The 13,967-nt window shown below is 59.2% G+C and carries 15 protein-coding genes; 6 read left to right on the top strand and 9 right to left on the bottom strand.

Annotation, left to right across the window (positions count from 1 at the left end; genetic code table 11):
- Nucleotides 1-16 precede the first annotated feature (16 nt).
- Genes trbL through traI form a run of 8 tightly spaced genes read right to left on the bottom strand, consistent with a single transcriptional unit; the run spans nt 17 to nt 6,884 of the window.
- Nucleotides 17-1,195, bottom strand: coding sequence for a P-type conjugative transfer protein TrbL (gene trbL, locus CO671_RS23010; protein ID WP_097607857.1), 1,179 nt, complete (start codon nt 1,193-1,195; stop codon nt 17-19).
- 4 nt (nt 1,196-1,199) lie between these two features.
- Entirely contained in the window at nt 1,200-1,376 is a 177-nt protein-coding gene (trbK, locus tag CO671_RS23015) for an entry exclusion protein TrbK (RefSeq protein ID WP_028753546.1), read from the bottom strand.
- On the bottom strand, nt 1,370-2,173 hold the full coding sequence (gene trbJ / locus CO671_RS23020; RefSeq protein ID WP_097607858.1) for a P-type conjugative transfer protein TrbJ: 804 nt from the start codon (nt 2,171-2,173) through the stop codon (nt 1,370-1,372). The genes trbK and trbJ overlap by 7 nt, the downstream gene beginning before the upstream one ends.
- The gene (locus CO671_RS23025) at nt 2,145-4,595 is read right to left on the bottom strand and encodes a conjugal transfer protein TrbE (RefSeq protein WP_097607859.1); all 2,451 of its coding nucleotides are present in this window, start codon (nt 4,593-4,595) and stop codon (nt 2,145-2,147) included. The genes trbJ and CO671_RS23025 overlap by 29 nt, the downstream gene beginning before the upstream one ends.
- A gap of 9 nt (nt 4,596-4,604) precedes the next feature.
- A complete protein-coding gene (locus CO671_RS23030) occupies nt 4,605-4,904 on the bottom strand; it encodes a conjugal transfer protein TrbD (RefSeq protein ID WP_097607860.1) in 300 nt (99 codons plus the stop codon).
- The gene (locus CO671_RS23035) at nt 4,897-5,280 is read right to left on the bottom strand and encodes a TrbC/VirB2 family protein (RefSeq protein WP_097607861.1); all 384 of its coding nucleotides are present in this window, start codon (nt 5,278-5,280) and stop codon (nt 4,897-4,899) included. Before CO671_RS23035 ends, CO671_RS23030 begins: the two co-directional genes overlap by 8 nt.
- Nucleotides 5,270-6,247, bottom strand: a complete 978-nt coding sequence (trbB, locus tag CO671_RS23040; RefSeq protein WP_097607903.1) for a P-type conjugative transfer ATPase TrbB — start codon at nt 6,245-6,247, stop codon at nt 5,270-5,272. Before trbB ends, CO671_RS23035 begins: the two co-directional genes overlap by 11 nt.
- Before the next feature lie 10 nt (nt 6,248-6,257).
- Nucleotides 6,258-6,884: an acyl-homoserine-lactone synthase TraI gene (traI, locus tag CO671_RS23045; RefSeq protein ID WP_097607862.1), complete on the bottom strand. Its 627-nt coding sequence runs from the start codon at nt 6,882-6,884 to the stop codon at nt 6,258-6,260.
- 389 nt (nt 6,885-7,273) lie between these two features.
- Here traI and repA point away from each other — a divergent pair, with 389 nt between their 5' ends.
- The 5 genes from repA to CO671_RS23070 all read left to right on the top strand — a co-directional run bounded on the left by repA (nt 7,274) and on the right by CO671_RS23070 (nt 11,850).
- Complete coding sequence (gene repA / locus CO671_RS23050) at nt 7,274-8,464, top strand: plasmid partitioning protein RepA (RefSeq protein WP_097607863.1); 1,191 nt, start codon at nt 7,274-7,276, stop codon at nt 8,462-8,464.
- Between the two features lie 84 nt (nt 8,465-8,548).
- Nucleotides 8,549-9,544: a plasmid partitioning protein RepB gene (repB, locus tag CO671_RS23055; RefSeq protein ID WP_097607864.1), complete on the top strand. Its 996-nt coding sequence runs from the start codon at nt 8,549-8,551 to the stop codon at nt 9,542-9,544.
- 156 nt (nt 9,545-9,700) lie between these two features.
- Nucleotides 9,701-10,945 carry a plasmid replication protein RepC gene (gene repC, locus CO671_RS23060; protein ID WP_097607865.1) on the top strand — a complete coding sequence of 415 codons (1,245 nt, stop codon included), beginning with the start codon at nt 9,701-9,703 and terminating at the stop codon, nt 10,943-10,945.
- Nucleotides 10,946-11,063: 118 nt separating this feature from the next.
- The gene (locus CO671_RS23065) at nt 11,064-11,534 is read left to right on the top strand and encodes a hypothetical protein (protein ID WP_210201918.1); all 471 of its coding nucleotides are present in this window, start codon (nt 11,064-11,066) and stop codon (nt 11,532-11,534) included.
- 94 nt (nt 11,535-11,628) lie between these two features.
- Nucleotides 11,629-11,850, top strand: coding sequence for a hypothetical protein (locus CO671_RS23070; protein ID WP_097607866.1), 222 nt, complete (start codon nt 11,629-11,631; stop codon nt 11,848-11,850).
- Nucleotides 11,851-11,942: 92 nt separating this feature from the next.
- Here the strand turns inward: CO671_RS23070 and CO671_RS23075 are convergent, their stop codons facing one another.
- Nucleotides 11,943-12,947, bottom strand: coding sequence for an alpha/beta hydrolase (locus CO671_RS23075; protein WP_097607867.1), 1,005 nt, complete (start codon nt 12,945-12,947; stop codon nt 11,943-11,945).
- 95 nt (nt 12,948-13,042) lie between these two features.
- Between CO671_RS23075 and CO671_RS23080 the strand changes: the two genes are divergently transcribed.
- Nucleotides 13,043-13,948 (top strand): LysR family transcriptional regulator, encoded by a 906-nt coding sequence (locus CO671_RS23080; protein WP_097607868.1) that lies wholly within the window; start codon nt 13,043-13,045, stop codon nt 13,946-13,948.
- The last annotated feature ends 19 nt before the right edge of the window (nt 13,949-13,967 follow it).

Consider the following 13,967-nt stretch of genomic DNA (forward strand, 5'->3'; position numbering starts at 1 on the left):
CACTTTCTGATTGCTGTTAGTCTTTGCGTTCGGGAGGTTGCTTCGGCCCGCTATGCCCGCTGCGCGCTTGGTCGAGCTTGGCGTTAGCGAGACCGAGGATCGATCCGGCATAGGCTCCGGGAGAACCGATGGCCTTTTCCTTAGCAGCGGACCCCGCCGCTTTTCCAGCGGACCCGATTCCTGCACCGAAACCACGAAGAGCTGCACCTGCAACGGATGACCCAGCAGCGCGAGCAGCCTGGGCAGCCGCAAAGCCTGCGCCCGCCGCACCCGCTGCAAGGAACCCGGCGCCCGTGGCGAAGGATGCCGCTTGGCCGCCGTGGCGGATCGCCTCCATTCCGCCCGAAACCGAGGCGCCCTGGACAACGCCCTGCATGATGTTCGGCACATAAATCGCGACAATGAAAACGACGACGGCAATGCCGGCAATCGCAAGCGCGGTCTGGAATTGTTCGCCAATGTCGGGTTGGTTTGCCAATCCGATCAGAACCTCCGATCCGATCCGCGAGATCATGACCAGTGCCATGAGCTTCATTCCGACCGAGAAAGCATAGATCAAATATCGGACAGCGAAGTCTTTGGTATAGGAGGAACCGCCCAGGCCGAGCATGATCATGCCGGCGAGCAGTCCGATATACATCTCGACCATGACAGACACGAAAATCGCGGCGACGAGCGAGAACGAGATGACAACGACGACCATCGCAAAAGCGGCAGAGATCGCCAGCGCATTGTCCTCGAAAAGCCCAAACTGGATCTTTTCCGACATCTTGGTGGCGACGGCGAGTCCGGCATTGAAGACATCGGCCGGCGAAGCGGTGCCGCCTCCGGCGCCGATCTGGAACAGGCTATCAACTACTGCCTTGGCGAAGGTCGGCCCTTGTGCCAACACGAAAGCGAAGAAGCCGACGAACATGATCCGCCGGACGAGCTCGGCGAACCAGCTGTCGAGCGATGCAGCTTGTATCGCGAGCCAGACGGCAGCTATGCCGATCTCGATCGTTGCCAGGATCCAGAAAAGCGACTTCGCCGCATCCATGACGGTTGTTTCCCAACCCTTCGCGGCCGTTGTAATCTGGCTTTGCAATGAGGTTAGCACCGAGCCTTCCTGGGCGAGGGCTGGCTGAGCCGCCAGCACGCATAAGGTCGTGAGCAGGATCGCTGCCCTGAGCCGTTGAAGAGATATTGCCGTCATCTCCTCACCACTCGACTTTCATTTTTTCGCCGCCAGAGGTCGGATATTTCTTCGACGAGCCGAAGAACTGGTCACGACGCTCCTGAGCAACCTGCTTTTCGGAGATGAGCAGCCAGATGCCAGCGCTGCCGGCCGCCAGGAAAATCGCGATTGCGACTAGGATCGATTTTGTTCTCACCATTCCACCTTCATTTTTTCGCCGCCGGAGGTGGACGGTGCCGTTCCGCTGAAGAATTTCTCGCGACGCGCCTGCGCGAGGTCCTTGTCGGTCTGTTCAGTCTGGAGCCAGGTGCCCATCATGGTCATCTGCTGGGATACCAGGCCGCGAAGCTTCTGCATCTGTGCGACCTGCTGCGCGGCGATCTCGTGTCCGACCTGCAGAGCCTTCATCTGCCCGTCGGCGGTCTCGGACATGGACCGCAGCGAAGACATCGTGCCTTCTTCGGTTTCGAACTGCTCTGCCGTCAGGCTCGCGGCCTTCAGCGTGCTGGCGATCGTGTCCCGGTTGGTGTCGGACCAGGTCTGATAGCTTGACGAAAAGTTTTCGGAGCTAGGCAGATTGGTCTTGAGACTGGAATAGCTCTGGAAGCGCTGCTGCAGCACATCGTCGGCATTGCCCATGGAAAATGAGATGCTCTGGCCCTGGTCGACGATGCTGCGAAGCTGATTGAGATCGCTTTCGACCTGTCCCCACATATGCGAGGGAAGCGTCGCGGTGTTTTGCAGCAGGTTCTGGTAGATATTGAGCTGGGTTTCGATCTGTTGCGCCAGCTGGCTGATCTGGGTGAGCTGGTTCTGAATTTGCTCGCCCGATTTCCCGACCAGCGCGACCAGTTCGCCGTTGTTCAGGACCTGCGTCCATTCTGTGGCGGCACCAGTGGCGGTGCCGGCATCTGCGGGCACGGCGGTGCCGGCCATCAATGCGACTGCCGCCAGACCGGCGAGCAATCTATTCGAAGTTGAGCAGCGATACGGCATCGTGAACTCCTCTCGTTTGAAGCCAGTGGATCGGCCAATCGCGGCCATGTTCGGAATGGAGCGCGCGGATGCGCTTCAGGTCTTCCTTGCCGGAGGCCCCGACAAAACTGAGCGCCACAGGGCCGAGCGCCATATCGAATAGCCGCCGGCCTTCGGGGGTGACCACGTAGTATTCGCGCTTGGGAGTAGCGTTCGAGACGATCTCGATCTGCCGCTCGTTGAAGCCGATCCGCTGGTAGAATTCGCGCGTCCCAGGCTCACGAGCGGCGCCGTTCGGCAGGCAGATCTTCGTCGGGCAGGATTCCTTCAGGACATCGATGATTCCGGAGCGCTCAGCGTCCGAGATGGACTGCGTGGCAAGCACGACGGCGCAGTTGGCCTTGCGCAGCACTTTAAGCCATTCGCGGATTTTGTCGCGAAACACCGGATGACCGAGCATCAACCAGGCCTCGTCGAGGACAATCAGGCTAGGCGAGCCATCGAGACGCTTTTCGATCCGGCGGAACAGATAGGTGAGAACGGGCACGAGATTGCGCTCGCCCATATTCATCAGCTGTTCGATCTCGAAGGTCTGGAAGGCGCGGAGGGTCAAACCGTCCTGTTCGGCGTCGAGCAACTGACCCATCGGTCCATCGACCGTGTAATGATGGAGCGCGTCCTTGATCTCGCGCATCTGAACGCCGCTCACAAAGTCCGAAAGCGATCGGCCGGCTGCGTTCGCCATCAAACCAATCTGACGCGAGATAGCGTTGCGGTGATCTGGAGTGATGGCAACGCCCTGCAGCGCAACCAGCATTTCTATCCATTCCGTCGCCCATGCGCGATCACTATCGGTCGCGAGCTCCGAGAGTGGGCAGAAGGCCAGCGCCTCTTCGTGAGCGTCGCCGCCGATCTCGTAGTGATCGCCGCCTGCGGCGAGTGTCAACGGCAGGAGCGAGTTCCCCTTGTCAAAGGCGAACATCTGGGCGCGATCGTAGCGCCGGAACTGCGCTGCGATCAGTGCCAGCAGCGTCGACTTGCCCGAACCGGTCGGCCCAAAGATCAGCGTGTGACCGACGTCGTCGACATGGAGGTTCAAGCGAAACGGCGTCGAGCCGCTGGCCACCTGCATCAGCGGCGGAGAGTTCGGCGGGTAGAATGGGCACGGTGCGACAGGGCTGCCCGACCAGACAGAGTTGAGTGGAATGAGATCGGCAAGGTTGCTGGTGTTGATCAGCGGTTCGCGGATATTGCAATACCAGTTGCCCGGCAGACTGCCGAGAAAGGCGTCGGTCGCGTTGAGCGTTTCGATCCGCGCCCCGAAACCCTCTGCCTGGATCAGCCGGCGGACAGCCTCTGCCTTCTCCTGCAAGGCTTCGCGATCGTGATCGAAGAGGACAATGACCGGGGTATAGTAGCCGTATGCCACCAATTGCGAGGAAGCCTGGGCAATGGCGTCCTCGGTCTCGGCCACCATGCTCATGGCATCCTGATCGACTGAGCGGCTTTGCGTCTGGAAGAGTTGATCGAAGAACGGCCTTACCTTCTGCTGCCACTTCTTGCGGGTGCGTTCGAGTTTCTGCCGCGCCTCTTGTGCGTCGAGAAAAATGAAGCGCGATGACCAGCGATAGGTAAGCGGCATCAGGTCGAGGCTATTGAGAATCCCCGGCCAGCTCTCCGCCGGCAGACCGTCGATCGCCACGACGCCGAGAAAGCGGCCTTCGACCTTTGGTGTCAGCCCATGCTCAAGCTCGGCGGTGGCGATCCAGTCGAGGTACATCGGCGCATCCGGCAGTCGGATCGGATGGTTTTCGCCGGTGATGCAGAAGCGAACGAATTGCAGCAGCTCGTCATAGCGGGCGACCCGCTCCCCTCCCCTCTCGACGACTTTGCGCGTTTCCATCCGGCGTATAGACAGGGTGTTGGCAAGATACTGCTCGATCTCGCGCACGGCGTTCTTGAAGACGAACAGCACCGTGTCCGCATAGCTCTTCTTGCGGCTCTCCTCGTCCGAGTAGATGTATTTGCTGAGCGCCGTCTTTTTGGACTCGAGCGGCCGATATGTGAGGACGAGCGCGTGCTTGCTTTCGAAATGTCCCTGCACGCGCGCGAAATGCGCCCGCCGTTCGGCGTCGATCGCGCGCGTGACCGTGTCGGGAAAGTGGCAACGATCATCTGACGGATAGTCGAACGTCGGAATGCGGACCGCTTCGACTTGGATCATCCAGCCGCTTCCGAGCCTCGACAGTATTGTATTGATCTGGCGCGAGAGTTCGTTGCGCTCCAGATCCGTCGCGCTTTCGGAATCCGGGCCGGCAAAGTACCAGCCGGCCATTAGGCTCCCATCTTTCAACAGGAGCACACCATTGTCGACCAGACCGGCATAGGGAACGAGATCCGCGAAGGACGGGCCAGTGGCCCGGAAGCGTTTGAGCGCGACCATGTCTCCTCCTCAATACCGACGCCACGGCGAGGAGGTCGCCTTGTAGTAATGCTTGTAGGAGATATGGCGGACATAGACTTGCCGCATGAGCGGGTCTGCTTTTGCCATCATCCTCAAGACGCCGACGATGACGATCCAAATGGCAACGCCGAAAAGGGCGGAGTATGCCGTCAGCACTACGAAAATGAGAATGACGGCAGCAAGCCCGGTGAGCAGCACCAGCTCCCGGTCCGCGCCCATCAGCAGGTTCGGGCGCGACAGGGCGCGGTGAATGCGGTTGCGTTGCAGTCCGGACAAGGTCTCAGCCATGACCCCCCTCCCCTGCTGAGCTTGGATCGATGGACGTGGCGCGCTCGTCAGGCGCTCCGATCGAGGCGCCGGTGGCGCCGAAAAGGCCGACGATGTTCGTCGCGCCGAGAAGGATGCCGGCGACAAGCACCACATAGACGAGCCGCCGCGCGAAATCGTTGAGTTCGCCCCCGAAGATCAGCATGCCGCCGGCGATCGCCACCGCTGCAAGCGCGATGGCACCGGCAACAGGGCCGGTGATCGATTCCTGGATTTGTTGCAGTGGTCCTTCCCATGGGAGGCTGCCGCCCGAACTCGCCAGTGCAGGGGCAAGCGACGCCAGGACGATGGGCGCTGCAAGGAGCGCGGCGGCGATAGTAGCGTTCTTACGCGACATAGCGCGCCTCCTGTTCTTCCGTGAGCTCATCGGACTCGATTTCGTAGTGGCCGTGTGCGTAGCGCTCGACCTGAATGACATCGCGAACGCACCGGCCCCTTGCCGTCCGTTCGATCGAGATGATGAGGTCGACCGCCTCGCCGATCACCTCCTGCATCGACTGTTGGCTGGCTTCGGCGGTCAGTTGCTCAAGGCGGCGGAGCGCCGACATTGCAGTGTTGGAATGGATGGTCGCGACGCCACCAGGGTGGCCGGTGTTCCAGGCCTTGAGCAAAGTGAGCGCAGCGCCGTCACGGACTTCGCCGACGACGATCCGGTCGGGACGCAGCCGCATCGTGCTCTTTAAGAGCCGCGCCATATCGACAGTATCGCTTGTGTGGAGAAGGACGGCGTTGTCGGCTGTGCATTGGATCTCTGCGGTATCCTCGAGGATGACGAGACGGTCGTCCGGCGCCGACCTGACGATTTCATTGATGACGGCGTTCGCAAGCGTCGTCTTGCCGGAGCCAGTCCCGCCGGAGATGATGATGTTGAGCCGGGACGAAATCGCGCTGCGGATCGTCAACGCCTGCTGCTCGCTCATCACGCCAGTGCGCACGTAATCCTCAAGGGGGATCAAGCGCGAGGCGCGACGGCGAATGGTGAACGCTGGCTTGGAGACCACCGGAGGCAACAGTCCTTCGAAGCGATGGCCGCCGATCGGCAGTTCGCCGGAGACGATCGGCTGCTCGGTATCTACCTCGGATTGGAGCGCATGCGCCACCGTTCCAATCACCATTTCCGCCGCCGCGGACGACATTTCTCCGGCGGGTGCAACGCCATGGCCAAGCCTTTCGATGAACAGTTTGCCGTCCGGATTGAGCATGATTTCGACAACGGTCGAATCATCGAGCGCGACGCAGAGCTGATCGCCGAGCGCCTCCTGAAGCTTGCGGACGAGTCGAGGATGAGAGCGAAGCTGGTTCACGGTTTTCTCCTTATGCTGCCTGACCCAGCGGACCATTGAATTGCGAGCGATAGCTGGACGGGCGGAGCCTCAGAAATGTTTCCACGTTCGCCGGGAGCATCCCTGCGACGGCTATAGTCACGCCGATACGGCTCGGATCGCCGATGCGCTGAAGGGGCCAGCCGACACGACCGAGAATGCGTTCGAACCGCAGGTCGGTCACCGTCACGATCTCGGTGATGGCGTTTGCGAGGCACCACTCGATGATGCCCGCAAACATGGTCAGCGTTGCCTCATGCACCGATCCCGATCCCCTGCCCTCTTCAAGGGTCGTATCCACGCAGAAGCGGGAGCTCTCTGCCATCGCGGGGTGTGCGTGCAGCCCGTCCTCCGGTAGAAGCGACGGAAAGACGTTGGTCACCATGGTCGAGCCAGTGGCCGGCAGGAGCCGGGCGCAACCGCTAACCTTGCCGAGGTCGGAAACGGCCAGGATGTAGGTGGGGTCAAGAGAATCGAAGCCGTCCGATTCCTCACCATCTACGACGTTGACCTCCCAGCCCAGCCGCTCCGAGAAGACGCGAGCGCGTAGCTGGTGATGTTGCTGGATGAGCCGAGCTTCGTGAACATTCCGCGGTTTGTTGAGCGCGAAAACCTGCATGAATTTCTCCGTCGTCGTTAATCGGCGGAGAAGTCAGCATGGAACGGAATTGAGCGGTAGTTGGAGGATCCTGCAATGATTGGCGAGTGAGTCGCTCCGTGATGATCGCCTTGTTTGCGGAAATCATGCGCCGACGCGCTAAAGCCGTCGGGCAAGTTTTGCAGGATTCACAGATAAACAGATAGAGAACGCAGTAGAACCACTGCCTTGTTAACTCACGATTATTAAAAGAAAATCGGGTGAGATCGAATTGTCCCGCGCGATGGCGTTAACCTCTTGTTAACCTTAAATGTCTTGCGGCTCGGTGGGAATCGGGAGATAGTTTCGCAAATGATGGCATTCCAGCCATTTTTTCGAAAGTGAAGACCTCCGGGGAAATAGTTCGCGAAATGACCAGTATGTTGCCCAACAGATTTGATATTGAGATCGCCCAACAAGGGGCGAAGATCTCAAGTGCGTTGCACATGTTGCGCAGCCAGCAGTATCCGCCGGACGCCCGCAAGGGACTGCGCAAGTTTCAGCTTGCGGAGGTTGCCGACTTCATGGGCGTAACCCAGACTCATCTCCGGCAGATCCATGCCGATGGCAAGGGGCCTGAAATAGAGTCGGTTGGCGGACGCCGCTATTATACCGCCGATCAGATGCTCGAGCTTCGTGATTATCTTGAGGCCAACAAGAAATCCGACAAGAGATACTATGTTCCTAAGCGCAGAGAGGGCGAGCCGATGCAGATTGTTTCGGTCGTCAACTTCAAGGGCGGAAGCGGCAAAACCACAACGGCCGCACATCTTGCACAATATCTCGCCCTCACCGGGCATCGGGTGCTCGCGGTCGACCTCGATCCCCAGGCATCCCTGACCTCCCTCTTCGGGATCCAGCCGGAGCTTGATGATACGGCGTCTCTTTATGAGGCTCTTCGCTTTGACGACGAGCGCAAGTCGATCGCCGACGTCATCCAGCCGACCAATATTCCCGGACTGGATGTCGTGCCAGCAAACCTGGTTCTTCAGGAATACGAGTATGACGTGCCGCTGGCGATCTCTTCCAAGAAAGGTGAGGACGGCCGACTGTTCTACATGCGGATCGCCAGCGCTCTGAAGCAGGTCGATGACAAGTACGACGTGGTCGTCATCGATTGCCCTCCTCAGCTCGGTTATCTGACCATTACCGCGCTCATGGCGTCGACCGGGATCCTCATCACCATTCATCCTCAGATGCTGGACATCATGTCGATGAGCCAGTTTCTGATGATGCTGGGCGGGATCATGGGGCCCGTCGCCGAGGCCGGCGCCGAAATGCGTGTTCAGTGGTTCCGGTACCTCATCACGCGATTTGAACCCACGGACATCCCGCAGGCTCAGATGGTCGGGTTCATGCAGTCGATGTTTGCACAGCAGATGCTGAGAAACCACGTGTTGAAGTCGACCGCGATTTCCGATGCGTCGATCAAGAAGCAGACTTTGTACGAGGTCGAGCGGGTTGAATTCGTCCGGGCGACATACGACCGGGCAATGGAGAGCCTGAACGCAGCCAACGCGGAGATTGTCGAGCTCATCCACGGCGTCTGGGGGAGAAAATGAGAGGATTGTCAGCCGTTTTTTTCAACGTTTTGCTCAACGTCATCAGTGGCTTGTCGGTGTTGACTGCAGGTTGGGAGGGAACTCATGTCCCGTGAAAATCCGTTCGCCAAACTAGATATGGCTTCGATCTCGGCAAACCAAACGCCGACAAAGCCAGGCTACGGCATGACCGGAGCTGCGAAGACAGTTGTTCGCTCCATCGAGGACATGGCGGAGAATACCAAGAAGCTTATGGAGGGTGAGGTAATCGTGGACCTGGATCCGCGATTGATCGACGTGTCCTTCGTCGCCGACCGACTGTCAGATGACGGCGAGGAGTTTCAGGAACTGCTACATGCTATCAAGGAGTCGGGTCAGACAACGCCTATTCTTGTTCGCCCGAGCTCGACAGATGCCAAACGATATATGGTCGTGTTCGGCCATCGTCGCCTGAAAGTCGCTCGCGAGCTTGGAGTGCCGGTCAAGGCAATCGTTAAGAAGCTCGACGACATTACCTCCGCCATTGTGCAAGGACAGGAGAACGCGGCCCGTTCAAACCTGTCTTTTATAGAGCGCGCGTTCTTCGCTCAGAACCTGATTGCGTCAGGAATGACAAAGGAAACGGTTCGTTCGTCACTCGCCGTCGATGAGGCGATGCTCTCCAAGATGCTTGCAGTTGTCGAGGCGGTGCCCGCGTCAGTGGTCCAGGCTCTGGGTGCATCTAAGAAGATCGGGCGCGACAAATGGCTCAGCCTTCGGCAACTGGTTCTTGCCCCTGCCCTGTCCAAGGTTGCAGTAGAGCATACGGGGTCTGCTGACTTTCAAAAGCTTCCTGAAGGTGAGCGGTTCGATGAGCTACATGACTACCTGAAGCGATACAAGGCCAAGTCAGCTGCAAAAAAGCCGAAGGCAAACGTCCCCGTCCGGGACTGGACCTCTACCGATCGCGCACTAAACGTGGTGATGAATTCGAAGGCAAAGAAAGTTGCCATCGAGCTTACGAATGTTGAAGCCAGGCCTTTCAGCGAATGGCTGTCTTCCCACATGGGTCGTTTGTACGAGGAGTACAAAGGATCGAAAACTGAAACAAACGGAGACTGAACCGCAAAAGAAAAAGGCCCCCAAACGGCGAACCGTGGAAGCCTCTCTCGTCATCTCTAGCAGGATCGAGAATCGCATTTCCCGGAATCACAGTCAAGAGTCTTGGCGCCGATTTGGTGAGCGGATTTCCTTTGCCTGAAGCAAGGTGAATGAAAAATGCAGACGGGACATGTGACGACGCCCTTTGGGCGGCGGCCGATGTCGCTTGCCCTGGTCAGAGGCCAGATGGCGATCGACAATCCGCAGCCAGACACGCGTATCGAAAAGTGGAAAGTGTTTCGTGACGTGTGCGAGGCACGGGAACGCCTAGGAATCCAGGACCGGGCACTTGCCGTCCTTGATGCCCTCCTGACCTTTCACCCTCACGCGGAGCTCGATCCGAGCCAGGGGTTGGTCGTTTTCCCATCCAACGCCCAGCTGTCCGTGCGGGCCCACGGAATCACCGAGACGACACTGCGCCGACAACTCGCAGCACTTGTCGATGCCGGCCTAATTCTGCGGCGCGATAGTCCGAACGGTAAACGTTATGCGCACCGCAACCGCGATGGCGAGGTCGAGCAGGCTTACGGGTTTGACCTGAGACCGCTGCTAGCTCGTGCCATGGAGCTCGCCCTGATGGCGCAGGACGTCGCCGCCGAACGCGCTCGTTTCCGCCGCGCAAAGGAAGCCCTCACGATCTGCCGTCGCGATGTGCGCAAGCTGATCTCGGCTGCCGTGGAAGAGGGCGCTACAGGGAACTGGGAACGCGTGGAATCTGAGTATGTCAGTATTCTCGCCCGCCTCCCGCGCTATCCGAACCGCGCACAGGTCGAGATTACGCTCGACGAGATGGAGCTCTTGCGGGAAGAGGTCCTCAACATCCTGGAAACACAGCTAAAAACTGAAGATATGCATGGCAATGCCATTCACAATGCCTGCCACATACAGAATTCAAATACCGAATCCATAAATGAACTTGAACCTAGCTCTAGAAAAGAGCAGGGCGATGGCTTGGCGGATGGACCTCTGACCAAGAATGAGCCGAACGAACGACCGAAGACGAAACCTGAGCCGATCAAGGCATTCCCACTCGGAATGGTCCTGCGTGCCTGCCCGCAGATCGCTGATTACGGTCCCGGCGGGCGCATCGAGCACTGGCGCGAGCTCATGAAAGCGGCCGTCGTCGTGCGATCAATGCTCGGCGTCAGCCCCTCAGCCTACGAGGAGGCCTGCAATGCCATGGGGCCGGAGAATGCGGCAGTTGCGGTTGCCTGCATTCTGGAGCGGTCGAATTTCATAACATCTGCCGGCGGATATCTGCGGGATTTGACCAGACGCTCGGAGCGCGGGGAGTTTTCGCTCGGGCCGATGCTGATGGCGCTCATGAAGGCAAATGACGGTGGACATCGAAGGTCGGCCTGACACGGGACTGCGCCATTAACGACGGGCAAAACGCGATCCGCTTCTGGCGCTGGCGCATCAAAACTTGTCAGCCGTTTTTTTAAGTTATTTGCTATGGCAATACAGGTAGTTATCAGCGTTGACCATCGAATTCCTGCGAGGACCTGCAACAATGTGGAAGGCAAAGCAGAAACAGCTGGCGGTCGAGCAGATCAATGGTCATAACGCGAAACCCCATCCCCTGATCATCGGTCGTGCGCCTGAGAACACCGAAATGCTGTTCACGCCCGCCGAACTCTACGGCGCAATGGCGCAATGCTCCAGCAGGGCAAAGATGGACCAGCGTGCGGCGAGGGCTCAGGTTCAGATGTGCCGCCATCTCATCGCGCGGCACGTCGACGACAAGAATGATCGTTTTGCTTTGCTGGGGACTGCCCGCCGCAGCGAGGATCTGTTCGTTGCCCTGGCGGAGTCCAAGGCGACCAAGGGGGCGTCCAGGGCTGCTTTTACAAAGACTATCAGGGATGGCTACAAGGAGCAGGTCGAGCCCTATCTGCGCCGCAAGATAGGTTCCTGGGTTGCGTCGCACGGCTATGCCGTCGGCAGCTGAATGAAGTCGGTGAAGAAGGCCGAGATATTCATCGATCATACGGCGAGCCCGATTCCGCTCACAGGTCAGGCGGGGGCTCCTTTCGATCGGAGCCATGGCTGAGCTTGCGGGTCTGGTCGAGTCTCGTGAACTTGGATCCACCCCAGTCTTCGTGCATGAGGTCTTTAGGAAGATCCAGAGAGGGGAGGGCGTGCAGGCGGAAGAACCCGCCGCCGCGGCCGAGGATGAATGCGCTGAACTGACACTGCGTTCCGATGGCGATTACCGTCGTCTGGCGAAGGCTATGCCGGTGAACAGCGGCAGGAAGAACGCGTGATCGGTCGCCTGATGAACCGTGCCCTCAGTGGCGGATAAGAGCAAACCGGCGAGCTCTGGTCTGAATATCTCGCGCCAAAGCTGGGTCGTATGTCAAACCAGCTTGCTGTGGAAGTGGGCAGCAACCCGGTCGGCGGCCTGCCGCACGGTGTCGGCCTGGTCGTAGAAGTCGAAATGCTTACCCACCGTCCAATGCAGTTCCTTCGGGCCCGCTAGCTGATTGTAGACCTTGCGTGCCTGGTCGGGGAACGCCGCGCCGTCCGAATGGATCATCAGCGCCGGCGCCTTGACCTTTGAAGCCTGCGCTACCGGATTGAAGGCGATCCAAGGCTCCCAGCCCATCACCGCAAACTCGTTCCGCCACGATCGGACACCGCCGCCGCGGGTCTTGTCAAAGTAATATTCGCTTGGGCTCGCGCTCACGGCGGTCTTATCGCCGGGATTATAAGTCAGTATGGTGTCGATGACGCCAGTTTCCTCGTAGCGCTTGCGGGCAGTACGGCTCGCCGCAATCCGGTGATCCACTCCCTCTTGTCCGCCGAAGATTTTGGCCGCGAAGTCCGGTTCGGAAAAGAACCCGGCGACAGTTGTGAGAGCTTGAACGTTGGCGTCCTTGGCCGCCGTGTACAGTGCAGTGCCACCGCTCGTGCAAATGCCTAGAAGGCCGGTTGCTTTCACGTCCGGTCTTGCTTTCAGGAATCGTAGTGCAGCCGACAGGTCCTCGGCCTTGGAGGACTGGTCCTCGTACTGGCGCAGGGCGCCACCGCTCTCCCCATAGTTCCGGTAATCGATCGCAAGTGCAATGACCCCACGCCTGGCGAGCTCACCGGCATAGTTACCGCCCATCTGTTCCTTAACCGAACTCAGTGAGCCTGCGACGGCCACAGCGGGATACTGCCGGGAAGGGTCATGGCCTTCGGGCAGGTAAAGGTTTCCCACGACGAAACCATCACCGCTCAGAAAGCTGACCTTGTGCGACTTGGGCTGGCTCCGTTCAGTCAGTGATTCTGCCATGGCAAAGGCTCCTGTATTGAGGAGGACGGCTGTTGCCCCAACGGCAAAGCCGAACATCCGGCGCGAGATCGATGTGGTGGTCATAAGAGCATCCTCATTGAGTTTGATAAGAATTTAAGCTATGCGCTGAACTTAACAATCGGCGATCCATTTGACGCCCTATTAAGTAGGATTTGATAATGCGGGCCGATCTGTTAGACGGGATTGTCATTTTCACGCGCGTCGCTGAGAAGCGCAGCTTCACCGCTGCAGCCGTGGAACTCGGGGTCACAACGGCGGCGGTGAGTTGGAGTATCAAGCGGCTTGAGGCCCGTGTCGGCACCTCGCTACTGACCCGCACAACGCGGTCGGTGGGACTGACCGAAGCCGGTGAACTGTTCCTTCAGCAGGCGCTGGCCAGCGTGGCCAATGTCGAGGCGGCCATTGAGGCCGCCCAGCGAATGGGTGTCAATCCCGCAGGGCTGCTACGCCTCAGCGTCCCTTACGTGGCCCAGACGCTGATCGAGCCGGTGCTGGACGGCTTTGCCGCTGCGTATCCTGCCGTCGAGCTGGAGCTGGTGTTTGAAGACCGTTTCGTCGATATCGTGGCGGAGGGCTATGACGCGGGCATCCGGATCGGCGAGATGATCGCACAGGACATGATCGCGGTAAGGCTCACGAAGCCATCGCCGCTGACGGTCGTCGGATCTCCTGCATATTTCGCCCGGAGAGGTAAACCGCTACGTCCGGAGCAGCTCAGTGAGCATGCTTGCATCAACGTTCGGCTGTTCGGGGGAGCACTCTACCGATGGATGTTCACGGAGCGATTCGGACGCGGTGAACCGCGAACCTTTGCTATGGACGTAAAGGGCCCGCTGACCGTCAACGGGCCGGCGACATGCACGTCCGCCGCGGTGGCGGGCGTCGGCCTCACCTATAACATTGCCTCGGTTGTTGAGCCCCTGGTCCGGCAGGGACTGCTCGAGCCGTGCCTGGAAGGCTTCATGCCTGAAAGTCCCGGGTTCTTTATCTACTTCCCCAACAGGAAACAGATGTTGCCCAAGCTCCGCGCGTTCGTGGACTTTTGGAAACAAGATCACCAGTAGCTCTAAGAAGCCGTGTCGC

The organism is Rhizobium sp. M10 (assembly GCF_002531955.1).
GTDB classification, from domain to species: Bacteria; Pseudomonadota; Alphaproteobacteria; order Rhizobiales; family Rhizobiaceae; genus Rhizobium; species Rhizobium etli_C.

What these genes read in the sequence shown, in the direction of transcription:
- repC (WP_097607865.1), top strand. Translation starts at nt 9,701, where the DNA reads ATGCAGACGGGACATGTGACGACGCCCTTTGGGCGGCGGCCGATGTCG.
- trbL (WP_097607857.1), bottom strand. Translation starts at nt 1,195, where the DNA reads ATGACGGCAATATCTCTTCAACGGCTCAGGGCAGCGATCCTGCTCACG.
- repB (WP_097607864.1), top strand. Translation starts at nt 8,549, where the DNA reads ATGTCCCGTGAAAATCCGTTCGCCAAACTAGATATGGCTTCGATCTCG.
- traI (WP_097607862.1), bottom strand. Translation starts at nt 6,884, where the DNA reads ATGCAGGTTTTCGCGCTCAACAAACCGCGGAATGTTCACGAAGCTCGG.
- repA (WP_097607863.1), top strand. Translation starts at nt 7,274, where the DNA reads ATGACCAGTATGTTGCCCAACAGATTTGATATTGAGATCGCCCAACAA.
- trbK (WP_028753546.1), bottom strand. Translation starts at nt 1,376, where the DNA reads ATGGTGAGAACAAAATCGATCCTAGTCGCAATCGCGATTTTCCTGGCG.
- CO671_RS23030 (WP_097607860.1), bottom strand. Translation starts at nt 4,904, where the DNA reads ATGGCTGAGACCTTGTCCGGACTGCAACGCAACCGCATTCACCGCGCC.
- CO671_RS23025 (WP_097607859.1), bottom strand. Translation starts at nt 4,595, where the DNA reads ATGGTCGCGCTCAAACGCTTCCGGGCCACTGGCCCGTCCTTCGCGGAT.
- trbJ (WP_097607858.1), bottom strand. Translation starts at nt 2,173, where the DNA reads ATGCCGTATCGCTGCTCAACTTCGAATAGATTGCTCGCCGGTCTGGCG.
- CO671_RS23070 (WP_097607866.1), top strand. Translation starts at nt 11,629, where the DNA reads ATGGCTGAGCTTGCGGGTCTGGTCGAGTCTCGTGAACTTGGATCCACC.
- CO671_RS23035 (WP_097607861.1), bottom strand. Translation starts at nt 5,280, where the DNA reads ATGTCGCGTAAGAACGCTACTATCGCCGCCGCGCTCCTTGCAGCGCCC.
- CO671_RS23080 (WP_097607868.1), top strand. Translation starts at nt 13,043, where the DNA reads ATGCGGGCCGATCTGTTAGACGGGATTGTCATTTTCACGCGCGTCGCT.
- CO671_RS23075 (WP_097607867.1), bottom strand. Translation starts at nt 12,947, where the DNA reads ATGACCACCACATCGATCTCGCGCCGGATGTTCGGCTTTGCCGTTGGG.